At 59.9% G+C, this 15,460-nt stretch carries 19 protein-coding genes; 11 read left to right on the top strand and 8 right to left on the bottom strand.

Going from position 1 to position 15,460, the window contains the following annotated elements:
• The first annotated feature begins 42 nt into the window (after positions 1 to 42).
• Both AC1DXU_RS07655 and AC1DXU_RS07650 read left to right on the top strand, forming a co-directional pair.
• Positions 43 to 570 carry a hypothetical protein gene (locus AC1DXU_RS07655; RefSeq protein ID WP_477366525.1) on the top strand — a complete coding sequence of 176 codons (528 nt, stop codon included), beginning with the start codon at positions 43 to 45 and terminating at the stop codon, positions 568 to 570.
• Positions 567 to 1,310 (top strand): hypothetical protein, encoded by a 744-nt coding sequence (locus tag AC1DXU_RS07650; protein WP_477366522.1) that lies wholly within the window; start codon positions 567 to 569, stop codon positions 1,308 to 1,310. The genes AC1DXU_RS07655 and AC1DXU_RS07650 overlap by 4 nt, the downstream gene beginning before the upstream one ends.
• 131 nt (positions 1,311 to 1,441) lie before the next feature.
• Here the strand turns inward: AC1DXU_RS07650 and AC1DXU_RS07645 are convergent, their stop codons facing one another.
• Both AC1DXU_RS07645 and AC1DXU_RS07640 read right to left on the bottom strand, forming a co-directional pair.
• Positions 1,442 to 1,813, bottom strand: coding sequence for a nuclear transport factor 2 family protein (locus AC1DXU_RS07645; RefSeq protein ID WP_477366519.1), 372 nt, complete (start codon positions 1,811 to 1,813; stop codon positions 1,442 to 1,444).
• Between the two features lie 63 nt (positions 1,814 to 1,876).
• Positions 1,877 to 2,659, bottom strand: a complete 783-nt coding sequence (locus AC1DXU_RS07640; protein WP_477366516.1) for a class I SAM-dependent methyltransferase — start codon at positions 2,657 to 2,659, stop codon at positions 1,877 to 1,879.
• A gap of 237 nt (positions 2,660 to 2,896) precedes the next feature.
• Here AC1DXU_RS07640 and AC1DXU_RS07635 point away from each other — a divergent pair, with 237 nt between their 5' ends.
• Complete coding sequence (locus AC1DXU_RS07635; protein WP_477366513.1) at positions 2,897 to 3,466, top strand: hypothetical protein; 570 nt, start codon at positions 2,897 to 2,899, stop codon at positions 3,464 to 3,466.
• Positions 3,467 to 3,830: 364 nt separating this feature from the next.
• Here the strand turns inward: AC1DXU_RS07635 and AC1DXU_RS07630 are convergent, their stop codons facing one another.
• Positions 3,831 to 4,946 (bottom strand): acyltransferase family protein, encoded by a 1,116-nt coding sequence (locus tag AC1DXU_RS07630; RefSeq protein ID WP_477366509.1) that lies wholly within the window; start codon positions 4,944 to 4,946, stop codon positions 3,831 to 3,833.
• Between the two features lie 100 nt (positions 4,947 to 5,046).
• Here AC1DXU_RS07630 and AC1DXU_RS07625 point away from each other — a divergent pair, with 100 nt between their 5' ends.
• Positions 5,047 to 6,966 carry a portal protein gene (locus AC1DXU_RS07625; protein WP_477366507.1) on the top strand — a complete coding sequence of 640 codons (1,920 nt, stop codon included), beginning with the start codon at positions 5,047 to 5,049 and terminating at the stop codon, positions 6,964 to 6,966.
• Between the two features lie 97 nt (positions 6,967 to 7,063).
• Here AC1DXU_RS07625 and AC1DXU_RS07620 read toward each other — a convergent pair whose 3' ends face one another.
• Genes AC1DXU_RS07620 through AC1DXU_RS07610 form a run of 3 tightly spaced genes read right to left on the bottom strand, consistent with a single transcriptional unit; the run spans position 7,064 to position 9,400 of the window.
• On the bottom strand, positions 7,064 to 8,023 hold the full coding sequence (locus AC1DXU_RS07620) for a glycosyltransferase family 8 protein (RefSeq protein ID WP_477366504.1): 960 nt from the start codon (positions 8,021 to 8,023) through the stop codon (positions 7,064 to 7,066).
• A gap of 9 nt (positions 8,024 to 8,032) precedes the next feature.
• Positions 8,033 to 8,614: a CatB-related O-acetyltransferase gene (locus AC1DXU_RS07615; RefSeq protein WP_477366501.1), complete on the bottom strand. Its 582-nt coding sequence runs from the start codon at positions 8,612 to 8,614 to the stop codon at positions 8,033 to 8,035.
• Positions 8,615 to 9,400, bottom strand: a complete 786-nt coding sequence (locus AC1DXU_RS07610) for a hypothetical protein (protein WP_477366498.1) — start codon at positions 9,398 to 9,400, stop codon at positions 8,615 to 8,617. It lies immediately after the preceding gene.
• An 810-nt stretch (positions 9,401 to 10,210) separates the two neighbouring features.
• Here AC1DXU_RS07610 and AC1DXU_RS07605 point away from each other — a divergent pair.
• From AC1DXU_RS07605 to waaF, 7 genes are all read left to right on the top strand, one after another.
• Positions 10,211 to 10,891, top strand: a complete 681-nt coding sequence (locus tag AC1DXU_RS07605) for a glycoside hydrolase family 108 protein (RefSeq protein WP_477366495.1) — start codon at positions 10,211 to 10,213, stop codon at positions 10,889 to 10,891.
• Positions 10,888 to 11,091, top strand: a complete 204-nt coding sequence (locus tag AC1DXU_RS07600; RefSeq protein WP_477366492.1) for a hypothetical protein — start codon at positions 10,888 to 10,890, stop codon at positions 11,089 to 11,091. The genes AC1DXU_RS07605 and AC1DXU_RS07600 overlap by 4 nt, the downstream gene beginning before the upstream one ends.
• A 118-nt stretch (positions 11,092 to 11,209) precedes the next feature.
• On the top strand, positions 11,210 to 11,449 hold the full coding sequence (locus AC1DXU_RS07595) for an ABC transporter permease (protein WP_477366488.1): 240 nt from the start codon (positions 11,210 to 11,212) through the stop codon (positions 11,447 to 11,449).
• On the top strand, positions 11,434 to 11,637 hold the full coding sequence (locus AC1DXU_RS07590) for a hypothetical protein (RefSeq protein ID WP_477366486.1): 204 nt from the start codon (positions 11,434 to 11,436) through the stop codon (positions 11,635 to 11,637). The genes AC1DXU_RS07595 and AC1DXU_RS07590 overlap by 16 nt, the downstream gene beginning before the upstream one ends.
• The gene (locus AC1DXU_RS07585; protein WP_477368876.1) at positions 11,637 to 11,960 is read left to right on the top strand and encodes a hypothetical protein; all 324 of its coding nucleotides are present in this window, start codon (positions 11,637 to 11,639) and stop codon (positions 11,958 to 11,960) included. Before AC1DXU_RS07590 ends, AC1DXU_RS07585 begins: the two co-directional genes overlap by 1 nt.
• Positions 11,961 to 12,032: 72 nt before the next feature.
• Positions 12,033 to 12,551, top strand: coding sequence for a peptide-methionine (S)-S-oxide reductase MsrA (msrA, locus tag AC1DXU_RS07580; protein ID WP_477273760.1), 519 nt, complete (start codon positions 12,033 to 12,035; stop codon positions 12,549 to 12,551).
• Positions 12,552 to 13,034: 483 nt separating this feature from the next.
• On the top strand, positions 13,035 to 14,153 hold the full coding sequence (gene waaF, locus AC1DXU_RS07575; RefSeq protein WP_477366483.1) for a lipopolysaccharide heptosyltransferase II: 1,119 nt from the start codon (positions 13,035 to 13,037) through the stop codon (positions 14,151 to 14,153).
• Positions 14,154 to 14,483: 330 nt separating this feature from the next.
• Here the strand turns inward: waaF and AC1DXU_RS07570 are convergent, their stop codons facing one another.
• Positions 14,484 to 14,951: a GFA family protein gene (locus AC1DXU_RS07570; protein ID WP_477366481.1), complete on the bottom strand. Its 468-nt coding sequence runs from the start codon at positions 14,949 to 14,951 to the stop codon at positions 14,484 to 14,486.
• Positions 14,952 to 15,139: 188 nt separating this feature from the next.
• Positions 15,140 to 15,433 carry a hypothetical protein gene (locus AC1DXU_RS07565; RefSeq protein WP_477366478.1) on the bottom strand — a complete coding sequence of 98 codons (294 nt, stop codon included), beginning with the start codon at positions 15,431 to 15,433 and terminating at the stop codon, positions 15,140 to 15,142.
• Positions 15,434 to 15,460: the final 27 nt, after the last annotated feature.

Raw genomic sequence — 15,460 nt, 5'->3', positions numbered from 1 at the left:
TCTCCCATTGTTTGCCTGTTAATCGCAGGGGCGGGGGAATCGATGGCCCAATGGCTGGATATCAAAGCAGACAAACACGCTGCCGAAGCGGTGGCAGAGTTTCTTGCCGCTACAAAGACGATTGAGGGGACTAGTGGATGGTCCTGTGACGCTCATACCGAGGAGTGTCGCCTCAAATACCTTCTCGCAATTGATGGTATCCCCGTTACTGCGTCGCTGGACATTATGTCCTTTCCGATGAGCGGCAACAACGGCTTTACGATTACGCTGAACGTGCCGCCATGCATTGCCAGGCTGGATTTTGATCCGCCTGAGAAATTTCATGATAACCCCGTCGGGGATTTTTCAGAGTTTGAGAGCAGGATTTATGGGCCGCATTGCCATGCATGGCCGGACAATGCCCGCTTTTGCGAAGCGAATACGCTTCCCAAGGAACTTTCCTACGCCCGGCCACTTGAACCTGCTATTATGTCGTACCAGTCAGCCTTGTTTTGGTTTTGTCAGAGTGTCAACATCGTCTTTCACAACGGCGTCTTCGTTGACCGTCCATCGCGCGGAAGATTGCTATGAGCAAGATTGAAGCGCTCAAAGTTCTGGTCGACCAGAATTGTTTCAAGACGTTTCTAGTTGACAACGAGATCGCCGTTGCGACTGGCTGTCTGTTCCCCTCTAATGGATCCGTCACGGTTTATATATCAGGCGGGACAGACCTTTGCGTTGTGTCAGACAGAGGCGCGACGGCTCATACCGTGGAAGCCCACGGCGTAAAGGTTCCCGATATTGCTCGTTGGCTTGGCCCGTTCTGTAAGCAGAGCGGCTTACGGCTTGAGGGTAATCAGATCACGTCGCCAGCGATCGATGTAGCTCACGTTCCAACGTTGGTTTCATTGGTAGCCAATACCGCTTCGATTGCAGCACGCTACGCCCTAGACAAATATACCAACGAGGTTGGCGTGAGGCTGATCGAGCGGCTTTACGAGTCACTGGTTGTCACGTTCGGACGCCGCAACATCGCAAAGGAAGTCGAGGTTGCAGGCGCTAGCAATCGTATCTATCACTTTGATTTTCAGGTCGGTATCGAGAGCAGTAGAATCCTGTTCGATCATGTGAATCCGCATCCTAGTTCGATTAACGCCAAAGCAGCGGCGCATATGGACGTTGGTCGCAGAGATGACGATCCCGCGCACTATCTAGTCTACGATAAGGCTGCGAAGTGGAATGCAGCTGATGTAGGCTTCCTACAGTCTCTAGCGCAGATGATTCCGGTGGGAAGAGTGGACGATGTCTTTCAGCACCGTATCCGACACTGATAAGCGGTCCGACCGGATGCTGTAGCGTGGTCATGGCGTTAGGCGTCGGTCACCTTGAACGCGGTGCGGCGGTTGTACTGGAAATCTCGGCAAGGTTGTGGTGCAAATCGGCCTCGCCCCAATGCCAACGCCTACTCCACAATCTTCCAGTAAGAATCCTTGCGGATCACCTTGCCGTCGCGAAACGTGTAGAAGTCGCAACCTCGTACCTCCTTTTTCACCCCCTCGCGGGTGGTGCCGGTGAGGGTCCATTTTGACATGCCGGTGTTGGCAGCCTCGTCGGCAAAATGCTCGCCATTGCCATAGTGGACATCGGGCAGGCCCTCAAAGCGTGTTGCCAGCGCGTCTCGCACGTTCTGTTTGCCCTTGAGACGAGCGCCCCAGGGCTGGCTGCCCCGCGGCATCTCCAGGACGCAGTCCTCGGCAAAGAACGCCATGATGCGATCGAGATCGTGGGCGTTGAAGGCTTCGCATAGCTCCGTCAGTGTCGATCGAATGTCCATTCGCCCGCCCCGCGTCCAGTCGCATGACCATTAATGCCGATATCGGCACAGCGATGGAACACGTCAGCCTTCGGCTGTCGCCAAATTGGTGCTGAGCTCGAAAGCGAGTCCCGATCCATCGGCGTAGGGGTGCAGCGCGGGCGCACTTTCGCTCACGATGGCCTCCACCTCGCGCTTGCGTTCCTGATCTCCCATTTCCCTGCCGACAGCGCTCATGCCGACGAGCGCCATCGTGTTCAATTGCAGGAAGGGTGCGCCGTCCTGGAAGTGTATTGTGCGCGATATCGTCGTTAACCGGACTTCGTGGAAGCCGGCGTCCCGGAGCAGCGCCTCAAGCGCGGCCGCGTCGCCAAAGCTGTACCGGGGATCCGCGATGGCGCCCAGGCGGCGCTCCGCCACGCGGCGCAGCTCCCGAAAGAACGGGATTTCATCGTCGGATCGCCAAGTGGCTACCGCCAGCCTGCCTCCCTTCGCCAGCGCCCGCCGCATCTGCGCCGCCGCCGCGTGCTTGTCAGGAAAGAACTGCAGTCCCTGCTGGCAGACGACAACGTCGAACTGCTCTGCGTCATGGAGAGGCAGGGCGCTGGCGTTGCCTTCGCGCCAGTCGATGCCCGGTGCCACGGCGCGCGCAACGGCAAGCATATCCGAACTGACGTCGACGCCGACGACGTATCCGGCGTCACCGAGCCGCTCCCTTGCAACGCGGGCCACTATTCCTGTTCCGCAAGCGATGTCGAGGACACGATCGCCTGGAGACAACTCCACCTCTTCGAGAGTCATTTCGGCCCACGGCTGGAAGAGAGGGCCTGCCAGCCACCGCTCGTACATTTCCGGGAAACTTGCCATCATTGCCCCCAAATGGATCGATCTGAGATTGGCATATTTTATGCCGATATACCGCGCCGGAAGGTCCCGGCAAACTGCGGGCTTCAGCTCTCCCGCGCGGCACAATCCGGCACTCGGCATTATGTTTCTGTTCGTGCGCGTTCGACGTCCGAAGTTAGCTCACCGGCGATTGGGTCGGTCAAGGCCGCAGGCCTCAAGTCCCAAGACAATGCGCACCCTTATGGCTCTGGCCCTTGCATGACCGTCCGTATCATCCCCGCCACCTTGCGCGACCTCTCCTACATCGCCGCCAATCTTCGCGCCGAGGACCGGGCCGAGATCGACTGCCAGCTCGACCATTGGTCGCCGGCGCTGCTGGCGCTCACCGCGCTGCAGGGCTTTGCCTATGTCGCCGAGCTCGACGGCAACCCGGAGGCCGGCTTTGGTGCCGCCGAGCAGCGCGGCGGGCTCTGGATCGCCTGGAGCTGGGGCACGCGCCGCATGAAGCGCTGCGTGCCTGGCATTACCGAATTTTTTCACGGCGTGCTTGGGCCTCAGGTCGCGGCGCGGGGCGCCTGGCGGGTCGAGGCGCGAGCGCTGGCCGCCAATGAATTGGCGCTGCGCTGGCTCGGCCGGCTGGGTGCTACGCAACGCTGCCTGCTGCCTGGATATGGCCGCAACGGCGAAGATTTTTTCCTCTACGACTGGACAAGAGAAGGCTGGAACCATGTGTCTGTTTCAAAAACCACCGGAACTGAAGCCGCTGCCGCCAACGCCAACCATCACCGACAAGGACGTGCAGGCGCGCGAAGCCGCGTTGCGGGCTGAACTCGAACAGCGTCAGGGCACCGCCGGCACGATCAAGACCGATCTGTCGCCGAGCGACCTCACCGGCCAGCGCCGCGTGCTTTTGGGGGTATGACCATGACCGCGATGAAGCGCAGCTTTCGCAAACGGGTGCTTGCCTGGTGGTATTGGCGAAAGCACGCGAGGCTGCTGAAGCGGCGGGGGTAGCCAATCTCCCCCCACGGGAGATCGGCTGTCCGGCGCCTTCGCCGGGCCGCACCGGCGCTCAAGAGCGTCAAGCGCAGCGCGTGATCGGTCGTAGTGCCGACGGCCAATCGCATAGGCAACCGGCAGTTACGCTGTCATGACTTCCATCGGGCCAAAACGGCGACGAACTGAAATCCGGCTAGAACTGTGTCACGCCCTCTCGGGCGCGCCAAAGTGAAAGCCATTGCCGCAGCAGGATCCGGATATTCGTGTCGTAGACGTAGTGGGCGAATGCCGAGACCGCGATGATGAGAATTGATGTTCCCAGGATGAACGGTAAGCCGTGCTCGTTCCATGAGACCCCGGTCAAAGATTCGACCGCGGCGTTCGAAAGGCGGATGAGCGGCGTGTGAAGAACATAGATGGCGTAAGAGATGTTGCCGGAGAAGAGGGCAATCCAGCGCCAAAACCCGGATAGTCGCAAGCGGGAGGCCACGAGAACGAGCCAGGGCCAGATCAGGACCATGACCGCCAGACTGTATGACTGGAGATGTGCGGCGGGACTGAAGATCATGAGCGCTCCGCACAGCGCCAGGAGAAACAGCATGGTGAGATTGCCGCCCCGGCGATCCCCGGTCGCATACCGGTTGAGAAAGACCCCGAGAAAGAACGAAAACGCGATCCTGGCCGGAGCCGCGATCGTGTCGTCCCAGTGGGCGCCGCCCCCAAGGACGAAACCATTCCAGGCCATCAGCACCAGGGCCAGGCAAGCAACACCGACAATGAGGGCAAGCGAACGCGCAGCCAGCCTTGTGGCCATCGCGGCAAAAATGGCGTTGGCGACCAGTTCGTAAAACAGCGACCATGCCGGGCCATTAAGCGGAAAAAGCAGCTCGGGAAACGTCGACAGCGACGGCGGCGTGGGTAGAAAAAGAATGGTAAAGCCAAAGCTTGCAAGCAAATCCAGCCGCGAATACGCGCTCAGCCCCTGCGTTACGATGGTTGCACCGACGCCGATCATGGCCAGGCCGATCGCGGCAAAGTACAGCGGGTAGAGCCTGAGAAGACGGGTCTCCGCGAATTGCCAAAATGACATCCCCTTGTGGAGCTTGTCGTCATAGGCGTGGGCGATCACGAAGCCGCTCAACAGAAAAAACAGGTCGACGGCGAGGAATCCTGACGGCGCCAGATCAAATCGCCGGCCCGTGAATTCTGTGAAGTGGCCGAGCATCACCAAAACAGCAGCGATGCCCCTGAGACCGTGCAGGGCGTCGAAGTGGGCCGTTTCCGCCTTTGAATCTCGCGTTTCGGTCATCCCGTTCCCGCTAGTTTTACTCTGCCCATCTACGCACTGATTGCTGCAATGCACAAGAAAGTTTTGCGGCGCACACTCAACTCACATCCAGGAGCCTCCCATGGCCATTGCAGAAGGCTCGACAAGCCGCGCCCGTGACATCCTTTCGCGCCAGGCCGAGCTCGAAAGCGAGCGCAGCCAGTATGAGGCGGTATGGGAGGCCGTGTCCGAATTCTGCGACCCTGACGCTCCCGATGTCTGGAGCGGACGTCGCAGCGGCGGTCCGGACTCGCAGGCCGAGCGGCAGGAGCGGCGGGGCTCCCGTGTCTACGCCAACACCATCAACTCGGCCGCCAACCGGCTGGCAGCCGGCCTGGAAAGCCTGATCATCCCGCAGTCGGAGAAATGGCACGGGCTGTCGACGGCGGCCATGAACGACGAGGAGACTGACGAGGAGAAGGAATGGGCGGAAGCCTTGCGCGATTTTCTGTTTGCGCTGCGCTATTCCGCCAATTCGAATTTCGTGCCGGCGACCCAGGCCTGCCTGCGCAATGTCGTGCGCTACGGCCCGGCCTATCTCTACGCCGAGGAAGGCTTTGGCGGCACGCTGATCCGCTATGCCTCGATCCCGGTGGCCGAAGGCTATCTCTCGCGCAACCGCTGGGGCCAGGTCGACACGTTTCATCGCCGCTACGAGCGCACGGCGCGGCAAGCGGCACAGCTGCTCGGCTACGAAAAACTGCCGGCTCGGATCAAGGTGCTGGTCGACGACCCCGCCAAATGCGAGACGAAGATTTCGCTGATCCAGTGCATTAAGCCGCGCGACGAGCGCAAGATGTACCGGCTCGGCGGCAGCTACCAGTATCTCGACACGGCGTTTGCCTCCTATCACGTCATCGAGGACGAAGAGGAGATCGTCAGGGAGAGCGGTTTTCGCTCCTTCCCGGTGTCGTGCTTCAACTGGCGCCGCTATGAGGGCGACCCCTATCGCAAGCTGACGCTGGCCTATGTCAGCGGCTCCGGCACCTTGCCGACGACGGCCGACGGCATCTGGCTGATGTTTGCCCGGGCAGGGGACAAGGGAGCGGACGGCACGGGAGCGGGCGACTTCACCGGGCCGGCCTCTTCGGTGATGGACAACATCGTCACCTTCAATGGCGCTACGGGCAAGGTGGGCAAGGACAGCGGCATCAAGGCGTCTGACCTGATCGCCGGCCCGGCATCGGCGGTCGCCGACAACATCGCGACGTTCAACGGCACCACGGGCAAGCTTGCCAAGGACAGCGGTGTCGCAGTGTCCAGCCTGGCGCCGAAGGCCAGCCCGACGTTCACGGGGACGCCGGCCGCGCCAACCCAGGCGCCGGGCGACAACAGCACGAAGCTGGCGACTACCGCATATGTCGACACGACCTTTGCACCGAAGGTCGGCCCCACGATCACAACTCCTACGCTTACCCTGAAGCAGAGCGCAGCACCCACGCCTACGGCGGAGGGCGATATCCAATGGGATACCGACGACAATATCCTGCTCATCGGCGATGGTGCTGCCGCACAGACCTTTGTGCCGTTCCCTGCATCGGTGGTCGCTGGCGACCTCTTCTATGCGTCAAGTGCCAAAGCTCTAGTCAGGCTCCCCAAGGGCACGGCCGGGCAGGCGCTGCTGATGAATACCGGTGCGACGGCCCCACAATGGTCGACGTTGCCCTTCACCCTATCCTTTGAAAGTGCACCGCAGACCATCACCACTGCAGGCACTCTTACCATTGCCCACGGGCTAGGAGTTAAGCCGAAACTATATGTCATGTTTATTCAATGTATTACCGCAGAATTAGGCTACTCAATCGGCGATGAATTGGCGACTTTGTATTTCTCGCATGACTCTGCTCTTTCGCGCGGCGCATCTATCGTGCCTGATGCAACCAACTTCGTTATACGTTTTGGTTCGCAGTCGCCGGTCTTTGCTGTTTTAAACAAGGCGACTGGTAGTTGTGTCTCTATTACTATTGGCAATTGGAAATTTCTTGTGAGGGCCTGGGCATGACCGAATGTTTCGTTGACTTTACCGGTCGTTACGTCGGCGGTTTTGAGCAGATCAGCGCGTTGTTCAAGGCGGTATCAGGTCTAGCAGCTGAATGCGCTCAGCCGAAGCCGCCAAGTATTTCCGGAAAAGACACGGCTAGCATAAGAGCGTCCGCTTGTTTGGCATAGATCTCGTGCATCTTTTTGCCGTCATATCGAGCGCGACGCCGGTATCGATCCTTGCTCGGCAAAAGGCCAACCAGTCGGTCGAAACGCTGGGCGAGCCCCCTCATCTTCCCTCGTTCAAACGGAACTTGCTGCCGGAATGGACCGCCCCACGGCGTGTCCTTGGCCAAGTCGAGCCAGACCCTTAGAGCCTGGAGTTCGACGCCGAGTTGGTTGCCCCAAGGCTTGCCGCCAGCGAAATGTCGAGCATAAACGTCCGCGAAACGGCAGTGCCTAGTAATCGACATGAGATTCCAGTTTGGATGCATCGTCTGCCATTTGCCTTCGAAGGCAACATTTAGCGCGTTCTGGTCGTTCATTTTGCCTGCGATGGCTACTTGCCTTGTGCGCTCCAAAAGCCGCTGCTCGCGGACTAACGGCATGTTCAATACGATCACACCGCTGTTGAAATATGGAGCGCCCAACTCCATTGATAGTTCCTCCCGATAGCTTGGCCGCAAGTACATATAGTCATCATGGGCCGCCAGCAGGGGCGCCTTCAGTTCCTGACAAGCCAGGTCATTGATGTCCCGGTTGAACAACACATCGCAATCGCAATAGGCGATGCGATCATAATCATCGAATGCGGGCAGCAAATCGGCAAAAAGCCGTACATATGCAGCGATGCTGTAGGCGCCAAAGCGAAAACCTTTTTCCTTCATAAAATCGGCAGCGTCGACGAATTCGACTCGACCGCCAAGCAGGCGGCGCCCCACTTCCATATCGTCTTTACTTACTCCAGTATGCAGAATGAAGCCGGGAATCGGCGTCGACATATCCACGATCCGCCGCGCTGCAAGACAGGCGTAAGGAAAGTAGTTGCCGTCAGCGGCTAGGAAGAAACATACGCGCATTTGCGAAATCTACCGAAAATGGCGTTCAATGAATGTTTCGATTGAACCGGTCAATAGTGGAGCCTGATGCTTTATCTTTTCATCATCCCATAGCCACCACTGGATCGCTAGCATCTTTGCTACAATGTCTTGTGAAAAACGAGTCCGAATAAACTTGGCCGGTACGCCACCCACGATCGCATAAGGCGGCACGTCGCGCGTTACCACTGCGCATGCGCCGATGACGGCGCCGTCACCAACACTTACACCAGGCATGATCATCGCATTCTGGCCGATCCAGACATCGTTTGCTATCGTTATGCCGCATGGCCTGCCGCCATTTTCAACCGGATCGGCGGTGTCCATCAAGCGACTATAAATCGGGAAAGTAGTCGCAGATTCGAGAAGATGACTGCCTTCTGAACACATAAAAGAGACGCCTCTGGCGATAGAGCAAAATGCCCCAACGTTCAGCGGTGCGCTCTCGGATACGAAAAATACCTTCTCGCGAGTGAGTCCGTACGTATGACGGCCGACGGTCACGCCCGGTGGCAGTTGGTGGAGGAGCCGCACTGGGGTCTTTTCGCGTAGCCAGCTGGAAAACCTAGACATTCAAAGTGACCACCTACGTCGCTGGTGCCACAAGTCCCAAGGCGCTCGCCAGAGCCGATATCGAGCAGCTCTTGCGATCTGCTCAGCAATCGGCGCGGAGCTGTATGCACTGAAGAACGCATGAACGCGCGGCCCGGCAAACGCCTTCTTGCCTCGAGTATTGTAGTGCCAGAGCGGCAAGCTGTGCGGGCTGATCGTGCGGTCGCCTAATGACAAGGCAATGCCGGCACAGAACTGCTCCGCAGCATCTATCTTTGATATCTCATGAACAGCAAGCATTGGTGGAAAGGCATCAAGAAGGGCGGAGAGATTATCGCGGTGCACGCCGAGGATGCCGCTTTGCCACATAGGTTCGCGACCGGAGATAACGTAGTCGCCAATCCGGATGCCTTTTCCTTCCAGTTTTGGCGTCCAAGCGTGAGGTCTCTCCCGTCGACGCATGATTGAGTGCTTGGGCGAAATGGCGTCGAAGCCGAAGGAGAGGTCTTTTATCGGATAGTGGTCGGAATCCATGAAGAGCAGCCGGTCGGCTTTCTTTAGCAATTCTATCATCGCCCCGGCTTTGATACCGAAATGGTAGCGGCCACCGAAAGACCAACGTTCCATCTGAGCAACTGCCAGCGGCAGCGTCTCAACCGGATAGCTCGCGAATATTTTAGGTCGATCTGTCGCGACGATGATCTTCGCGCCCGGGCTAAGATACAAAAGCTTCAGCGCACTGAGCAGCGCGCCGCGGTGGTAAAGCTCGTTGTCCCCATAGGCAATGTAACCGAAAACGTCATTCATTCTGTGAAGCAGCCAAGTGTTGGAACCAGCTATCTAGTCGATGAGGTAGGCGATGACAAAATCTTTCGTTGATGCCAGCGGGTCTATCTCGGCGGTTTCGATGCTGCTGAGCCACCCAACGGCGCCATTGAGGTGCCAGAGGCGACTGCGAGGGCGCGGAAAGGGTGGCCATTCACCCATGACGTCGCGCCCGGACATGCAAACGACGGGAGGTCTCAGCCAAGGCTGTAGACCTACCAACTGTAAAGGGGGCACCGTTCGTTGCGGCCATCGGCGCGGCGATCTGGCATTCGATCACATCGTTCGTATGGATCGCTGCATCTATCGGTTTGCTGCCGGAGCTCTCAGCTCCCGTTCCGCCGGCTCCATCCCACCCGTCCCTGCGCATTCCTCACAGTGAACTGTCGTGCCCGGACACCTGTCGCGATGCGTCCCGGCAGGGCAGCAGTTCCCGTTCGAACTGCGCCATCTCGGACATTCGAAAGTCTTGCCGGTGCCGCCGCAGCACTGGCACTCGACGATTTCTGAAAACGACGAACCCATCTTGCCCAAACCCCAGGCGTTGTCCGGCAACGCCATTGCTCCAATCGACCAGCGAGCCCCCGCTCGCATTTCAGAGTTTAATGGAAGGTAATTAAGTTTTTTCTAAAACACTAGTTGCCTGTCCGACAGACCGCGGAAAGGCATGCGTTCGACCCGCCGCGGCGCTGCAGACGATTTGATCGCAGGCTGTCTCTTCGACCGAGAAACTGACCAAGCCGGCGAGCGCGCGCCGATCTGCATTCAAATCCCGTCCGAAAGGAAAACACTATGGACCGCAATTTTGCGCGGGCGCTTGCGCTCGTCCTCAAATCCGAAGGCGGTTGGTCCGACAATCCGGCCGATCCCGGCGGCGCCACCATGAAGGGCGTCACCCTCGCCAATTTCCGCCGCTTCGTGAAGCCCGACGCGACCAAGGCCGAACTGCGAGAGATCACCGACGAGCAGCTGGCAACCGTCTATCGCCGCTTCTATTGGGACGCCGTTGCCGGCGCTGAGCTTCCAGACGGGGTCGACTATGCCGTGTTCGACTTTGCCGTCAACAGTGGGCCGGGCAGGGCGACGAAATACCTTCAGGCCGCCGTCGGCACAGCGCAGGATGCCAGGATTGGCCCGGCCACGCTGCAGGCAGTCCGCGCCAGGCCTGCGGGGACGATCATCGACGATCTCTGCGACGCCCGCCTGGCCTTCCTGAAGCGGCTGCCGACCTGGCCAATTTTTGGCAAGGGCTGGAGCGATCGGGTCGGCTCGGTGAGGTCGCGGGCGCTGTCGATGTCGGCGGGTTTCGTTCAGCCGGCTCCGGCGGCTCCGCAGCCGACCCGACCGCAGGCTGAACCATCTGGGCGACCTGGTGCTGCGTCGCCGCCTGCCGCCGCTCCGGCCGAGCCCAATCCGTTCTGGCGCGTGTTGTTTCAAATCCTCAAATCCATTTTCGGAAGGAACCCGAAATGACCGCTGTCCTCATCCGCATTGCGCTGCGCTACGGCGCCGGTGTCCTCGTCGCGCGCGGCCTGCTCGGCGCCGGCGATGCCGCGGTGCTGTCCGGCGATCCCGACGTTCAGATGGCTCTGGAAACTGGCGTTGGTCTGGCGATCAGCGCCGCCACGGAGGGCTGGTATCTGCTTGCCCACAAATTCCACTGGCCGAAGTGACAGGAGACGCCGCGATGCTCGAGATTGTCACCGAAATCATCCGCCAGGCGCTGCCCTGGGCGGTTGGCGCGCTCCTTCTTGCAGCCGCGATCGGCGTTGCGCTCGTGTGGTGCTGGCAATGACCGCGCTCCTGTCGTTTCTCGTCGGCAACCCGGCGCTCCTCGGCATGCTGGCGTCAATCATTGCCGCGCTTGGCTGGGGCTTTCACCAGCGGCTCGCCGGCGCCAGCGTCGAGCGCACCCGGCAGGCCGCCACCGAAACGGCAGCGCGCGACATTGCCAACCAGATCCAGAACGATATCGGCGCACTGCCCGCCGACGCGGCCCGAAAGGAGTTGAAATCATGGGCAAAGGATTGAGCCTCGCGCTTGTCGCAGCCCTTGTCGTTGCGCTGGCTGGCTGTACGACCGCCAAGGGCAGCTTTTGCGCGGTCTCGTCGCCGCTTCGCTTGTCGGCCAAGGCAGTCGACGCGCTGTCGGACGCCGAGGCGAGGGCGCTGCTGGCGCACAATCGCAAGGGTGAACGACTTTGCGGGTGGAGGCCATGATGCACGATTTCTTCGACCTGCTCGGCATCAAGGGACCCGTCGTCGTCGCGGGGCTCGCCGGCGGCGTGCTGCGGGCATTGTCGCGCCATCACTACAAGCTGCGCGAAATGGTGGCCTCGCCGATCTGCGGCGCGCTGGCTGCCGCCTATCTGACGCTGCCTGCCGTGTCCTATTTCAAGGCGACGGGCCTGCCGATCCCCAATCCGGCCGACGACACCACCACGCTCGCCGCCGCCTTCCTGATCGGCGTCTCGGCGATGTGGATTGCGGATATCCTGTTCGAGATGATCGTGCGGCGGTTCAGATCGATCGAAAAAGAGTGACGTATCGCCTCCGGCAACTGGTCGAAAGCAGCAACAATGCCTACCTTAGGAGAAATCCGAAGGAGATGTGATATGGCGACTTCCACCGAACGCGCAGTCCTTGCCGGCGGCTGCTTCTGGGGCATGCAGGATTTGATACGGCGCTACCCAGGCGTCATCTCGACCCGCGTCGGCTATAGCGGCGGCGACGTGCCCAATGCCACCTACCGCAACCACGGTACCCATGCCGAAGCCATCGAGATCAACTTCGATCCTGCCAGGATCAGCTTTCGCACGCTGCTTGAATCCTTCTTCCAGATCCATGATCCGACGACGCGCAACCGCCAGGGCAACGATGTCGGGATGAGTTATCGCTCGGCGATCTTCTATACCAGCGACGAACAGAAGCGGATTGCCGAAGACACCATCGCCGATGTGAATGCCTCTGGCCTCTGGCCGGGCAAGGTCGTCACCGAGCTTGCTCCGGCTGGCGCCTTCTGGGAGGCCGAGCCCGAGCATCAGGACTATCTGGAGAAGTACCCCAACGGCTACACCTGCCACTTTGTCAGGCCGGGCTGGAAGCTTCCGGTTCGCGAAAAGGCCGTTTCATGACGCAGCCATAAAGCGGCCTCGGCCTGGATTGGAAACCGTCGCGCCGAAAGGTGCGGCGGTTTTTGCGTTTGATCGAGGCTCGCATTCAGACCAGCCCGCGTCCCCCGGTGACTGGCTGGCTCTTTCTCGCGCCCTGACGGACGTACGCTCTAGAAGCCGAAGAATTGCTTGCCGATCAAATATCCAAGCGCGACAACCGCCAGCGGAAACAGAGCGGGCGCCAGCCAACCCAGGGCAAAGCCCTTGGCAGCTGTGGGGGTGTTCCTGGATGCGTTTCCGAGATTCTTGGTCATTGGGCATAGTAGCAGCTGCTGATTAACGATTCCGTAACCCCCGCCCAGGCGCCTTTCTGCCTTGTGGCATCTCAGCGACGCCTCGGGGGGCGTTGCCCGAGACAATCGATCCCGATAGCGGGCGCGTCTTTGAGACCGATGAAGAATTCGCGACCGCACTTAAGGCCGTCAGGGAGCTTGTGCCTCGACAATGCCGCGAATCTGCTGCTACGAGGTTTCCAATTCAAAAGACGGCACGGGGTTATCTGGACCTCTACGCCCTAATCCTCGATGGCGAAGCGCTTCCTTGACAACCAGCGATCCAATTCTTCTGGTCGGCTTTTCGGCGGTTGGCGACTTCGTCCGTTGCCATTCTGCCATTCAGATCATTGCCCAAAGATTTCCGGACCGCCCTATCGATGTGATCACGTCGTCCGTGGCGCTGCCTCTGGCAGGCCTTATGCCTCATGTCAGGAAAGGCTGGGCACTCGACAAGCGTCACCTGCGACTAGGCATTGGGGAGCGCCGCCGATTGGTCAGCGAGCTGCGCAAGGAGAATTACCGCACGGCCTATCTGATGACCAGCACCACCAAGGCGGCGCTGATGACGTTGATGGCCGGCATACCCGAACGCATCGGCTATCCGCAGGAGTGGCAGTTCGGGCTGCTGAATCGTTTCCCGGTCGATTGGCTCCCGCATTTGTGGGCCTTCGGCCCGCGCAAGACGCGGATCTTTGAAGAGGTCTGCTCGATTGCCTCGCTTGGCGAAAAGCCGGCTGCAGACACGCTATGGCCGGCACCGCGGCTTGTGGTCGACCCAGCAGAACTGGATGATTGGTGCAAGCGCCAGAAAATCGATGCCGACCGGCCGGCGCTCTCGCTCTACACTGCCGATGTTGACAATTTTCGGTCATGGCCTGTCGAGCGATTCATCTCGATCGCCAAGGATTATCATGATCGCGGTTGGGCGATCTGGATCGTCGGTGGATCGCGAGAGCGCGCCGGCGCCGCGCAGATCCGTACAGCCATTCCCGAGGCGGTCGATTTCACCGCGACCCCGTCGATTGCCGAAGCAATGTGCCAAATCGCTGCCTCGACCATGTTCCTTGGCGTCGACGGCGGCATCTCGCACGCGGCCGCCGCCCTGAATGTCCCGTGCGCGCTTATCTACGGAATGAACCGTCCCTATGTGCATGGGCCGGTAAACAGCCACGTCCGCTTTCTTGAGCCACCGCTGTCGACACCCAGTTGGATCACGGACACACTCGGCGTCAGCGAAGACCGCGTGCGGGAAACCTTGGCCGGCCTTTCAGCCGAAGTCCGCATCTGAACGACCGGCACAGCAAACGCACGGCGTCAGGGCTCCACCTGATCATGGCGACTGCCTCGGAAACGGGCGGCTTTGTTTACCTTTTGAGATAAGCTTTGACACCGATAGTCCTCCAAGGCGTTTCGATCCTTGAGGAAAAGGGGGTAACCATGAAGAAAACATACGAAAAAGCGAAATTGATCAGGCGCGAAAAGCTGTCTGCGATTGTCGCGGTTTGCGTATCGAAGTGCTCGTAGTCGAGATGGTCCACAGATCGGGAAGCCCGCCGTGCCGAAAGGTGCGGCGGGCTTTTGCGTTTCAAGGCCATGCGTTCAATAGATTTCGCTTTCCCTAGGCCGATTTGCGCAACGGCTCACTGCTGGAAGACGTCTCGCTGTCCGCGGTGGAATCTCGCGCGTCCGTCTGATCGCCGTCGACGCGGTCGTGCTCGAACTGCTGGGCCTCGGGTAAGGGCTGCAGCCAGTGCTCGCGGCGCCCGATCCACAGCTCATAGCTAGGTTTCAGTCCTTCGGTCGGCGCCAGATCGAGGCTGCCGACCATCACTTCGACCTCATCGTCACCGACTGAGCTGACGCGGCTGCCACAAGTCGGGCAAAAACACCTGCCGCCGTAACTGTTGACGATACCGGTCGTTTCAAATGCCGCCAGCGGCCAGACCGCGAAAGCCGAGTAGGCTGACCCGCTGGTCTTACGGCAGTCCTTGCAATGGCAAAGGCCGGCCCGCAATGGATCTCCAGTCACCACGAATTGCACGCCGCCACAAAGGCAGCTGCCACTTCTGCGGATGTCGTTAGACATAGCTGCTCCCTCCTGGCCTGGCCCACGCGGTCAAGATGTCGCCGCGTCACGCCAGCCTCGCGCAGAATCAATTCGCTCGAGGCGCAACGGTTCCACGTAAGATCTCAAAAGGCGTCGATGACACGCCGGCAGCCGATTTCAGTGCGTCGGCCGCCGAGTATGCAACAACCGGCGGCACCCGCGATCCGTCAGTTGGGGAAATCGAAGACCGGCTCTTGGCATCGATAGACCCGGCATTGACCGTCGCGTGTCGGGACGGCGGCGGCGATCGGCACCTCCGGCCAGTCGCATTCATTACCGAACTGGCGGACATAGCGATCATAGGTGTTCGGCCCGGTGGTCAGCACCGCCGAGCGATGGCTCTGGATCAGGGTTTGCGTCTGTTCGCAGGTCATCTTGCGCGTATCCGGCCGGGCGCAGACCGTGGTCGTTGCAGCAAGCAGGATCGCTCCGGCTGTCAACGCGATCGATCGAAATGGCATGACAATCACCTGCAGTGTTCGAGACGC

This window comes from Mesorhizobium sp. P3_A10 (genome assembly GCF_056403175.1).
This window is presented reverse-complemented; position numbering and strand designations above follow the sequence as displayed.